At 40.2% G+C, this 11,861-nt stretch carries 8 protein-coding genes and 2 tRNA genes; 1 reads left to right on the top strand and 9 read right to left on the bottom strand.

The features are described 5' to 3' along the window. Positions 1 to 407: 407 nt before the first annotated feature. From B5F08_RS06135 to B5F08_RS06095, 9 genes are all read right to left on the bottom strand, one after another. Positions 408 to 492: transfer RNA gene (locus B5F08_RS06135), tRNA-Tyr, on the bottom strand. A gap of 32 nt (positions 493 to 524) precedes the next feature. Then, a tRNA-Thr gene (locus B5F08_RS06130) sits at positions 525 to 600 on the bottom strand. 679 nt (positions 601 to 1,279) lie between these two features. Next, positions 1,280 to 3,229 carry an ATP-dependent zinc metalloprotease FtsH gene (gene ftsH / locus B5F08_RS06125; protein ID WP_087377430.1) on the bottom strand — a complete coding sequence of 650 codons (1,950 nt, stop codon included), beginning with the start codon at positions 3,227 to 3,229 and terminating at the stop codon, positions 1,280 to 1,282. 77 nt (positions 3,230 to 3,306) lie between these two features. Continuing rightward, positions 3,307 to 3,843: a hypoxanthine phosphoribosyltransferase gene (hpt, locus tag B5F08_RS06120; RefSeq protein WP_087377428.1), complete on the bottom strand. Its 537-nt coding sequence runs from the start codon at positions 3,841 to 3,843 to the stop codon at positions 3,307 to 3,309. 18 nt (positions 3,844 to 3,861) lie between these two features. Then, positions 3,862 to 5,265: a tRNA lysidine(34) synthetase TilS gene (tilS, locus tag B5F08_RS06115; protein ID WP_087377426.1), complete on the bottom strand. Its 1,404-nt coding sequence runs from the start codon at positions 5,263 to 5,265 to the stop codon at positions 3,862 to 3,864. Beyond that, positions 5,255 to 6,631, bottom strand: a complete 1,377-nt coding sequence (gene dnaB / locus B5F08_RS06110) for a replicative DNA helicase (RefSeq protein ID WP_087377424.1) — start codon at positions 6,629 to 6,631, stop codon at positions 5,255 to 5,257. The genes tilS and dnaB overlap by 11 nt, the downstream gene beginning before the upstream one ends. Positions 6,632 to 6,665: 34 nt before the next feature. Then, complete coding sequence (rplI, locus tag B5F08_RS06105; protein WP_087377422.1) at positions 6,666 to 7,112, bottom strand: 50S ribosomal protein L9; 447 nt, start codon at positions 7,110 to 7,112, stop codon at positions 6,666 to 6,668. A gap of 26 nt (positions 7,113 to 7,138) precedes the next feature. Further along, complete coding sequence (locus B5F08_RS06100) at positions 7,139 to 9,079, bottom strand: DHH family phosphoesterase (RefSeq protein WP_087377420.1); 1,941 nt, start codon at positions 9,077 to 9,079, stop codon at positions 7,139 to 7,141. 25 nt (positions 9,080 to 9,104) lie between these two features. After that, a complete protein-coding gene (locus B5F08_RS06095) occupies positions 9,105 to 10,973 on the bottom strand; it encodes a ribonuclease J (RefSeq protein ID WP_442856063.1) in 1,869 nt (622 codons plus the stop codon). 411 nt (positions 10,974 to 11,384) lie between these two features. On the opposite strand from B5F08_RS06095, the gene rnhA reads away from it, so the two are divergent. After that, positions 11,385 to 11,822 (top strand): ribonuclease HI, encoded by a 438-nt coding sequence (rnhA, locus tag B5F08_RS06090; RefSeq protein WP_087377418.1) that lies wholly within the window; start codon positions 11,385 to 11,387, stop codon positions 11,820 to 11,822. Positions 11,823 to 11,861: the final 39 nt, after the last annotated feature.

Genomic DNA, 11,861 nt, shown 5'->3' with positions numbered 1-11,861 from the left:
CTTATCCATCGACTTGGACTTTTTGTTCAGGTCTTTTTGTCTTGCATATTTTTTCATCCCTTATTCGTTATTTTTTTATTTTTCCTATTGACTTTTTATAGTTGGTCTTGTATTTTGAGGGCTTGAAATTGACCCATTTGGGGCTTCCGTCAATCTATATATATATATGCCGAAAACTTTTACAGTTCCGACAACGGGAAAAAAGAGTGGTAAACGCAAAAAAGCGGAGTTCCCAGCCTGAAAAATCAGGTGAAAACTCCGCTTATGCTCATAAAAAGTCTTTGTTTTGCTATTTTTTGGAAAAGGCATCTATGGAAAATCACTTTGGATTTTGCGCTCTAAAAAGCCCGCAAACCCGCATGAATACTAAGAAAAATGTGCCTGACAGTAAAATCAGGCACATAATCTGGTGGGAGAAGGTGGATTCGAACCACCGAAGTCACTGACAACAGATTTACAGTCTGCCCCCTTTGGCCACTCGGGAATTCTCCCATATTTAAGGACTGCATTTAGCAGTCCTCTTTTGGAGCTGGTGGACGGACTCGAACCCCCGACCTGCTGATTACAAATCAGCTGCTCTACCAACTGAGCTACACCAGCGTTTTTGGTGTTTGTTTTTGTTTTGTTTTGTCGCTGTCTCCCTGCGACTGTTATATAATACCACAGGGTTACCCATTTGTCAACACTTTTTTCAAATTTTTTTTGAAAAATTTCCGACAAAATGATTTTATTTTAAAAAGCTGCATTTTCCCTATTTTTGTAGTATATTTTGCACAATCAAACAGGTAATCATCGCACCTTTATATAGTCAAAATCACATCTATTCTCATAATCAAAAACTTTAGATAAATACTTAATTTTTAAAAAAATATTAAAACACAAAAAAATTTTTTTATTTTTTCAAAATTATTTTTTGTTTTTTCCTATTTTTTATTCAACAGAAAATATTATTCTCAAAAAAATTTTAGAAAAAACAGTTTCCTGAAATTTATTTTTTTAAGAACAGATAATTTTTTATTTCTAAATTTTATTTTCAACCCAAATCCGCAATTTAGCAAGAGAATTATTTAAATATTTTTTGTAAAATTTTCAAAATAAAAACACTCCTACGTGCTATTATTTCCTCTCTCCTGCATTTTTTATTTTAAGATATAAGAAAAAACTCACTTCCATATAAAATGCATAAGAGACGCTTCACAGCCTCAAAAGCTTTACCATAAAAAATCCCAAACCATGAAAAAACAGCCGCAGCAAAAGCCACGGCTGTAAAAATTATTTATCAATATTCGCCTTCAGGAAGCGGAGCTTTTTCTTCAAAAGTTCCGTTTACCATTGCTCTGAACTCGTCACCGCTCATCTTCTCATGCTTGATAAGATACTGGGCAACATTGTGGAGCTGGTCAATATGGTCTTTCAAAAGCTTCTCACAAGCCTTGTAACCGTTATTGACAATTCTCAAAATCTCCTGGTCAATCTTAGCGGCTGTCTCCTCGGAATAGTCCTTTACCTGTCCCATATCCCTGCCGATAAACACTTCATTGTTGCCTGAACCGTAGCAAACAGGGCCGAGAACATCGGACATACCATACTTAGTAACCATTGACTTTGCGGTGCTTGTAGCTCTTTCTATGTCGTTAGAAGCGCCTGTGGAGATATCTCCCATAATAAGAGCTTCTGCCACACGTCCGCCCAAAAGAACCACAATATCCTCCAGCATTTCATTTCTTGAGCTGTAGGTCTTATCCTCTGTAGGAAGGCTCATAGTATAGCCTCCTGCTCTTCCTCTCGGAATAATTGAAATCTGGTGAACAGGGTCCTGTGTCGGACAATACTGAGTACAGATAGCGTGACCTGCCTCATGATAAGCTGTAAGCTTCTTTTCTTTATCAGACATAACCTTGGATTTTTTCTCAGTACCAACAACAACCTTGATTGTGGCTTCCTCGATTTCCTCCATGGTTATAGCTCTTTTATTCTTTCTTGCAGCAAGCAAAGCGGCTTCGTTCAAAACATTCTCCAAATCAGCTCCGGTAAATCCGGCTGTTGAAGAAGCGATAGTTCTAAGATTTACATCAGGAGCCAAAGGCTTCTCTCTTGCGTGAACCTTCAAAATAGCTTCTCTTCCGTTGATGTCAGGATATCCAACAACAACCTGTCTGTCGAAACGTCCAGGACGAAGGATAGCCGGGTCAAGAACGTCAGGTCTGTTGGTAGCTGCAATAACGATTACACCTTCGTTTGCGCCGAAACCGTCCATCTCAACAAGAAGCTGGTTAAGTGTCTGCTCTCTTTCGTCGTTGCCGCCGCCAAGGCCTGCACCTCTCTGACGACCAACGGCGTCGATTTCATCGATAAATACAATACAAGGTGAATTTTTCTTTGCTGTATCAAAGAGATCTCTTACACGGGAAGCACCGACACCTACGAACATCTCAACAAAGTCAGAACCTGAAATTGAGAAGAAAGGAACACCGGCTTCACCTGCAACAGCTCTTGCAAGCAATGTTTTACCTGTTCCAGGAGGGCCCACCAAAAGTACGCCCTTAGGTATTTTTGCTCCCAATTTGTTATACTTTTCCGGTGTTTTAAGGAACTGAACAATCTCTTCCAATTCTTCCTTTTCCTCATCAGCGCCGGCAACATCTGCAAAGGTTGTCTTTTTCTTTTCATCGTTGGAGTTTTTAAACTTAGCTTTACCAAAGGTCATTTCTTTGCCGCCAAGTCCTGCACCCATTTTCTTCATCAAAATGAACCAGAACACACCGATAATTACGAACATTATCAATGTAGGAAGCATTTCCAGCCAAATAGACCTGTCAGCAGCTCGCTGAATATCGAATGTAAGCTTTTCACTGTCAGGCTTATCGGCGTTGTACTCGTCGATATACTCCTTTACATCGCTGTAGAAAAGGTCAACACTTGCCAGCTTATACTCTACTATAAGGTTACTGCTGGAATTTCCCTCTCCGAAAAATCCCTGATTCTGCATCATTTGCTTATCCTCAAGGCTTGGAATTTTTGCGCCTTCCTCAAGCTTCATTGTGAGGACGCCGGTTCCGGCATCGACGCTGAATTCCTCTACTTTCTGTTCCTCAAAAAGATACAGCACATCGGAATAAGTCATGGTATTCGACGTGCCGCCTCTCAAAAAGAACAAAAGCAGCAGAATAACCAAAATCGGCAGACCCAAATACAAAAGTAGATTCTTAATCTGCTTGTTTTTGTTCAATATCATCCACTCCTTTGTTTATTATACTAAATCCTCTCTATATTATGTAAACGAAGAAACAGTTATTTTCTCATTCATTATGAATACACAGAAGGCTTGAGTATTCCTATATACGGAAGATTTCTGTAGTACTCAGCAAAATCAAGTCCATAACCCACAACAAACTCATCAGGGATGTCAACGCCGACATAGTCCACAGGGATATCAGTCTGACGTCTTGAAGGTTTATTGAGCAATGTACAGATTTTAACTGAGCCTGCATGTTTCGCCGCAAGATATTTTGAAATAAAGGAAAGTGTGTTTCCGCTGTCGATAATATCCTCAACAATAAGGATATCCATATTTTCAACAGACTGAGAAACGTCCTTCAGAATATTAACTCGTCCCTTACTTACAGTACCGTTTCCGTAGCTGGAAGCTGCAATAAAGTCGATTTTACATGGTACAGTGATTTTCTTCATAAGATCAGCCATAAAAGAAATGCTGCCTTTAAGAAGACCAATGAGCATCAATTCTTTGCCCTGGTAATCCTTGTTTATCTGGTCAGCAATTCTGTCAACGATTTGTGCAATTTCCTCTTCGGAAAGCAGTATTCTTTCAATATCCTGATGCATAGTAAATTATACCTCCGTTTAGTGACGAGAAACTGAAATTTTAATTCCTCTTTTTGAATTTTTACTGAATTCAACATCATATGCCGCTCCGATTCCGTCTATCCACAATACATTGTTGTCAACAGCCACAAGAGGAACCGAGTATCTTTTCTCAGCAGGCATTTTTATTTCATTAAAATATTTTTTCAGGGACTTAGTAACCTTGCGTTTTTTTAGTGTAAAAACATCGCAGTCATCCCTTGTTCTGAAAACTGCGCCACGGCACTTTTCAACATCTAAAACCACCCCGTCGTCTTCTAAACAATCCACCAATTCAAAGCTGTAAACAGTACCCTGAACAGTGATTTTTTTAGGGTAGCTACCATTTATTATATCATCTAAATTCAGATATACAAGTCCTTTTTTTATTTCCTTGTCAAAGCTGTTTTCTTTGATTTTAAAACAGCCTTTTTCAATACAGGCTGTGTATTTTTCGTTAATCTGAACAGCGCCTTTTTCCTTAGAAATAATATCAGAGCAAAGCTCAACAAGCCTGTTCTGATTTATATTGTCCCCTGTCTTTTTAAAATAAATATAATTTATACAGTAACTCAGTAAAGCCGGATGAAGCTCCTTTAAAAGACTGCACCTGCACTCCGTATTTTTTACGGCATCCTTGGCACACTGGGTCATAAAATCGTCAACAAGTCTTGCAGACCTTGAAAGTCTTGTAATATTCCCGTTGACGCCCTCGTTTATATCCTTTAATACAGGTATTACTTTGTGCCTTATTGAGTTTCTTGTATAGTCATCGGTAAGATTTGTACTGTCTGTCACAAAAGAAAGATTGTTCTCAAGGCAATAACTTTCCACCTCTTCCCTTGTGACAAAAAGCAAAGGACGGATTACCTTTCCCCTTATAGGAGGGATACCCGCCAGTCCTTTTATGGAAGAGCCTCTCGCCATATTAAAAATAACGGTTTCACTGTTGTCAGAAGCTGTGTGAGCAGTAGCCACCGCCGCTTTTAATGACTTTGAAAGCTCCTCAAAAAATTCATATCTTTTAATTCTTCCGCTGGTTTCAGTGCTGACTTTGAGCTTTTTCGCCCATTGCGCCACATCCACAGTTCTCGAAAAAAATTCACAGCCTAAGCTTTCTGCAAAATCCTTTGAAAACTTCAAATCTCTTTCTGCCTCTTCACCACGCAGATTGTGGTTTAAGTGAGCCGCCGAAAGCTTAAAATCATATTTTCCGCTGTTTTTAAGCATATACAGACTGTGAAGCAAACAAACCGAATCCGCTCCGCCGGAAAGAGCCACAATAATATGTTCCTTTCCTTTTAAGATATTATAACGGTGGTCGGCTTCACAAATCTTATTTAAAACCAAAACAGAAGCTGTTTTTTCAGCTTCTATATTATTAAAAAAAATATTATTGGTCACGGTTTGCCTCCACAGAAGTAAAACGCATAAATTCGCCCTGCCAATGGAGCTTTACTGAGGTTGTCTCGCCGTGTCTGTTTTTAGCAACAATACATTCACCGGAATTTCTGTCCACATTTGGCTGAGCCTGAGCTTCTTTGGACTTATCCTCATAATAGCCCTCTCTGTACAGGAACAAAACAATATCTGCGTCCTGCTCGATAGAACCTGAATCTCTCAGGTCGGAAAGCTGAGGCTTGTGCTCCGAACGCTGTTCACTGGCACGGGAAAGCTGTGAAAGTGTGATAAGGGGAACATTTATTTCCTTAGCCATAATTTTCAGATTTCTGGTAATTTCAGAAACCTCCTGAACACGGTTGTCTATTCTTCTTCCGCTGGACATAAGCTGGAGATAGTCAATGATTACCAAATCCACATTTTTAAGACGGCGAAGCTTTGCTTTTATCTCAGGAACTGTGATACCAGGCGTATCGTCAAGATAAATCTCGGTTTTACTCAGAATATCTCCGGCAGAAATAAGTCTCTGCCATTCATCCTCGTTGAGCTTTCCTGTTCTAAGCTTTGTACCGCCTACAAGAGCTTCTGTGGACAAAAGACGTGAAGCAAGCTGCTCCTTTGTCATTTCCAAGGAGAAAAACGCCACCCTCTTTTTTGCTATGCATGCCACATTTTTGGCAATGTTCAAGGCAAAGCTTGTCTTTCCCATACCTGGACGAGCCGCAAGCAAAATAAGGTCGCTTCTGTTAAGTCCTGTTATAACTCTGTCAAGGTCACCGATTCCCGAAGGTATCGGCTTCATGCTGTCATCATCATCGCTGTTTAAAAGGTCAAGTCTGTCAAAGGTCTTTAAAATAACCTCATTGAGTCTTTCCAGTCCGTCAACGGTTTTGCCTTTTCTTATGTCAAAAATCTTTTGCTCCGCAGAATCCAAGAGAATTGACGGCTCGTACTCGTTGCCCGACGCCTCGTCGATAATCTCCCTTGCGGCGTTTATCAAGCTGCGGACGTCATATTTTTCACGGACAATTTTTGCATAAATATCAACATTTGATACAGCAGGACAGTTCTCGGCAAGTCTTACTATGTACGCCTTTCCGCTGGTTTCATCAAAATTTTTGTCCATCCTCAAGGCTTCCATCAAGGTGACATAATCCACCGTTTTGCCTTGGGTGTACATGCTCAGCATTGCTGAATATATTGTGCGGTGTAAGGAAAGGTGAAAATACTCCGGCTTAGTCAAAATTCCCACAATCCTGTTAAGACAGTCCGGCTCCATTATAACTGCACCCAGCACCGCCTGTTCAGCCTCAGGACTGTAAGGCATATTTATTCCGTCCAAGCCACCCGACATATTCAAATCGGTCATATTTTCACCCTCCTTTTAATTCAAACTACTAAAATCAAGCTTCGCTTACCTGAACCTTTACCTTTGCAATAATTCCGTTGTAAAGCTTGATTTCTGCATTATATGTGCCAAAAGCCTTGATATCAGCGTCAAGAGTAATCTTTCTCTTGTCAACATCGATACCCTTCTGCTTTTTAATCTCTGCGCTTATCTCCTTTGGAGTTACGCTTCCGAAAAGTTTTCCGCCATTGCCGGCTTTAGCTGTCATCTTAAAGGTTTCACCCTCAAGCATAGCCTTAGCTTCGTTAGCTTTTTTGATATCTGTTTCAATTTTATACTGCTTGGAATTTTCAGCATTTTTAAGCTCGTTCATAGCCTGAGCGTTAGCTTCCTTTGCAAGTCCCTTTGGGAAAAGGAAATTTCTTGCGTATCCGTCGGAAGCCTTAACAAGCTCGCCTTTTTTTCCTAAAGATTTTACGTCCTGAAGTAAGATTACTTTCATTTTGTTCACCTTCCGTAAATTATATTTTATGCAAGAAAATCATCAATAGCGTCAAAGAGCTGTTGTCTTGCACTTTCCATACTGGTGTCAGGCATCTGAGTAGCCGCCATAGTCTGATGACCGCCGCCGCCCAGTTTTTCCATAATAACCTGAACATTTATTTTTCCGTAGCTTCTGGCAGAGATATTCGCCGTGTTTCCGTTTGTCATAAACAGAACAAAGGAAGCCGAAACATCCTGAACGCCCAAAAGCTCGTCAGCCGCCTGAGCGGCAACAAGACGTGGGTCTTTTATTGTGTCGTCGGCAAAAGCCACTGCACAGCCACGGTAAATTTCCGAAGCGGAAACCAGTTTGTATTTTTCCTTATAGGTTTTGATATTCTCTGAGAAAAGCTTTTTAACTGCAACGGTATCAGCACCACGTCTTCTCAAAAACGCCGCCGCTTCAAAGGTTCTTGCACCGGTTTTTACAATAAAGTTCTTTGTATCAAGCATAATACCAGCCATAAGGGCGTCAGCCGCATAGGAGGTAAGACACTTTTCTGCAAGATAATTTATAATCTCGGCGCACATTTCCGAAGCAGATGAAGCTGTGCTCTCGTGATAGAATATCAATGTATTTGATATGTAGTTGACCATCTTTCTGTGATGGTCAATAACAATAACCTTTTCAAATTGCTTATAAAAGCTTTCGCTTTCCAAAAAGCTTGGTGAATGTGTATCAACAACAATCAAAAGAGAATTAGGAGTAACCTTAGAGCTTACATCGCTTGGAGATTTGAAAACATCCTCTTCCTCGTTTTCCTCAATCATATCAATAAGGGATTTCGCCATTGTCTTTTCCTTATTGATAACAACAAAGGCAGGCTTCTCCAAAGCCTTGGTTATCATGCAGTGCAAGCCTACAGCGGCGCCCACACAATCAAGGTCTGAAAATCTATGACCCATAATAAATACCTTGTCACAGGCGGCAATATAGTTTCGCATTGCGTTGGCGATAACCCTTGTTCTTACTTTGCTTCTTTTCTCTACGCCCTGAGAAACTCCGCCGAAAAACTCATAACCGTCGCTTTTCATAACGGCAGCCTGATCTCCGCCTCGTCCCAAAGCCATATCCAAAGCCGCACGGGCCATCATTTCACTTTCCTTTGCGGTTGTAGCGTATCTTCCCACGCCTATAGAGATAGTTGCGCTTAAATCGTTATATTTAATAGTTCTAATTTCGTCCAGTATTTTAAATTTTTCTTCCACCAGCTTTTGAATATCTCTCTCCTGAAAGATAATCATATATCTGCCGCCGGAAAGCTTTTTATAAAGAGCCTTGTAGTTTGCCGCCCATCTCTGCAAAGTATTTTCCAGAGTAAGCAAAACTCTTGCGCTCTCCTCTTCGTTTTCGTTTATAAACTCTTCTCTGTTATCAAAGGCAATAGAAGCCACAACGCTTCTGCTCTCTGAGTATTCCTCTTCAATATTTTTAAAATAGGTATTGTCGAAGAAATACAGAAGAGTTCCTTTTTTGCAAGTGTTTGCATAAACAGTAAATTTTCTCCCGTTGCACTCAATGTCTGTTCCCGCCTTTTCAAGAACATCAGCCACCCTTTTGTGACTTATATAATCGGAGATATCCTCTCCCGACGGGTCCAGCATATTTGCCGGGCTCTCCAAAAACATCTGGTTATACCATATAATAGCCCCGTTGTCGTCAACAAGAACAACAGGAAAACGAAATCTTTCCAGATACTCTGCGTCAGCGTTGTGAAGACTTCTAAAGGCACTGCGCACAGTTTCATAAATTCTGCTTTTAAACTTATAGGTTTCATAAATGGTAACGCCCATAGTTACAATCGAAATAGAAACCTCGATATAACCCATAAGCTGACTATATTGAAAAGTATAAAGCGCCATAAACAACATAACCACAGAAAAGATTCCGAAAAACGGTATGACCGTCCAACTTTTGTTCTTCATAGCTAAACCCCTTTTTAAAAGTGGATTATACTTCCATTAAGATTGGCAAAATCATAGGACTTCTTCTTGTTCTCTGAGTTATAAGCTTTGAAACATCGTCCTTGATTTTGTTCTTGATTGTTCCCCACTCGTGAACCTCGTTCTTATAACAATCCTCCAGAGCTTTATAGGCAAGCTGTTTTACCTCGTCCAAAAGTGACTCGCTTTCTCTAACATAGACAAATCCCCTTGAAACAATGTCAGGACCGCTTATAAGTCTTCCGTCATAGCTGTCTATTGACGCAACAATAATAATAAGTCCGTCCTGTCCCAGGTGCTTTCTGTCTCTCAAAACTATGCTTCCTACATCTCCAACTCCGAGACCGTCAACAAAAATCTTGCCGGCAGGAACCGGAGCAACCTCTTTCATATGGTCAACTGAAAGCTCAATACTTCTTCCGATATCGCCCACATAAATTCTATCCTTGCTCATACCCATAGACGCAGCTAAGTTAGCGTGTTTTATAAGGTGCTTTTGCTCTCCGTGTACCGGAATAAAGTACTGAGGTCTTACAAGACTGTGTATTATTTTAAGCTCTTCACTGCATGCGTGACCGGAAACATGAACCTCATACATGGATTCATATACAACCTGACAGCCTCTCTTTAAAAGCTCGTCAACAACGTGACCCACAGTTCTTTCATTTCCCGGAATCGGATTAGCTGAAATAATGATAAAATCTCCGACGCCTACTTCTACCTTTCTGTGGTCTGAGTAAGCCATTCTGGAAAGAGCTGACATAGGCTCGCCCTGACTTCCGGTTGTAACAAGCACAATCTGCTCTGCGGTATACTTATTGAGCATATCAATATCGATTATAACACCGTCAGGCACATTTATATATCCCAACTCACGGGCAACGGTAAGATAGTTTATCATGCTTCTTCCGGAAAAAGCAACTTTTCTTCCGTACTTATTGGCGCAGTTGATAATCTGCTGTATTCTGCTTATGTTGGAAGCAAAGGTGGCGATTATAATTCTGTTCTTTTCGGCACGTCTGAAAAGACCGTCAAAGCTGTCGGAAACCTTTGCCTCAGAGGGAGTAAAGCCGGGTCTTTCTGCGTTGGTACTTTCAGCCATCAAAGCCAAAACACCCTCGTCGCCCAGTCTTGAAAACTTAGGAAGGTCAATCATCTTTCCTGATACCGGTGTAAAGTCGATTTTAAAGTCGCCGGTATGAACGATTGTACCTGCCGGGGAATGAATTGCAATTCCCACCGCATCCGGTATGGAATGATTTACATGGATAAACTCAATATTAAAGCATCCCAGTTCAATGTTGCTGCTTTCTTTGATAACATTAAGTCCTGTGGAATGATTTATACCATGCTCTTTAAGTTTGTTTTCCACAAGACCGATTGTCAAAGCAGTTCCGTAAATCGGAACATTGAGTTTCTTCAAAAGGAAAGGAATACCTCCTATGTGGTCTTCATGACCGTGTGTGAGAACCAAACCCCTGATTTTATCAAAATTCTGTTCAAGGTAAGTAAAATCAGGGATAACAAGGTCTACACCAAGCATATCACCGTCAGGGAAAGCCATTCCGCAGTCCAAAATAATAATATCGTTGTTACATTCAAAAACAGTGATATTCTTTCCTATCTCATTAAGACCTCCCAAAAAGGAGATTTTAATAACCGGAGCTTCCCTTTTTATCTGTTTCAAAGAGCCCTTTTTGTTTTTATATCTTTTCTCAGGTTCATTTTGAGAAATATACTCAAGCCCCATATCCCCAGGTTTTTTCATAACGCCGTCACGGTTTCCGCCCTTTACATATCCGGCGTTTCTGGTGTTTTTCTTTCCTGTCATACGGGGTGCGCTCTTTTTGTTATATTTACTTTTTTCTTTAATCACTTATTTTTACCTCCGTAAATAAATAAATTATTCTCGTTCTGATTCTATATAATAATGCACCGTTAACCATTTAATTTCCCGAACAATTTCTCAACGGTGCTTTAATGCGTAACAAATAAAAGGTCAAACTAAACCCTTTTTATCAGCCTAAAAGAGCAATCACACAGAAGTTTATCTCAAAAACTTAAAATTCTAATGTTCATTTAGGCATAGATTCCGAGCATATAAATCATTACCTATATATTAACCTTTTATTTCTTTTATGTCAAGTCCCAGAGGAATTACATTAAACCGCCTTAAAATACCCTTGTTTTTGTTGACGTGACAGATATTAACGGATATAATTATATGTAAATAAAGTCAAATCCGGCGATTCGGATACTAAATAAAAGTGATAAATAAGGAGATAATATGAAAGCTGTTGAAATTTTCACAGACGGAGCTTGTAAAGGAAACCCGGGTCCCGGAGGCTGGGGGGCAATTCTCAGATATAAAGATAAAGAGAAAGAAATAAGCGGAGGAGAAGCCAACACAACCAACAACAGAATGGAAATCACCGCCGTTTTAACTGCCCTTAAAATGCTCAAGGAGCCCTGCGAGGTAACACTTTACAGCGATTCTCAGTATGTTTGCAACGCACTGAAGCTGGGATGGGCTAAAAAATGGAAGGAAAACAACTGGATGCGCAATAAAAAAGACCCTGCTCTCAACCCGGATCTTTGGGATGAACTTCTCAAGGAATACGACAAGCACAAAGTAACCATCGTCTGGGTAAAAGGTCATGCAGGCCATCCAGAGAACGAGCGATGCGACCGACTTGCCGTAGCTCAGGCTGAAAAGTACAGTTAAAATAATTTTATATGTACGGAGTGCATTAAGCACTCCGTT

The organism is Anaeromassilibacillus sp. An172, from assembly GCF_002160515.1.
GTDB lineage: Bacteria > Bacillota > Clostridia > Oscillospirales > Acutalibacteraceae > Limousia > Limousia pullorum.
This window is presented reverse-complemented; position numbering and strand designations above follow the sequence as displayed.

Coding starts and splice junctions, on each gene's coding strand:
- hpt (WP_087377428.1), bottom strand. CDS start 3,843: ATGCATCAGGATATTGAAAGAATACTGCTTTCCGAAGAGGAAATTGCA.
- dnaB (WP_087377424.1), bottom strand. CDS start 6,631: ATGACCGATTTGAATATGTCGGGTGGCTTGGACGGAATAAATATGCCT.
- rplI (WP_087377422.1), bottom strand. CDS start 7,112: ATGAAAGTAATCTTACTTCAGGACGTAAAATCTTTAGGAAAAAAAGGC.
- B5F08_RS06100 (WP_087377420.1), bottom strand. CDS start 9,079: ATGAAGAACAAAAGTTGGACGGTCATACCGTTTTTCGGAATCTTTTCT.
- rnhA (WP_087377418.1), top strand. CDS start 11,385: ATGAAAGCTGTTGAAATTTTCACAGACGGAGCTTGTAAAGGAAACCCG.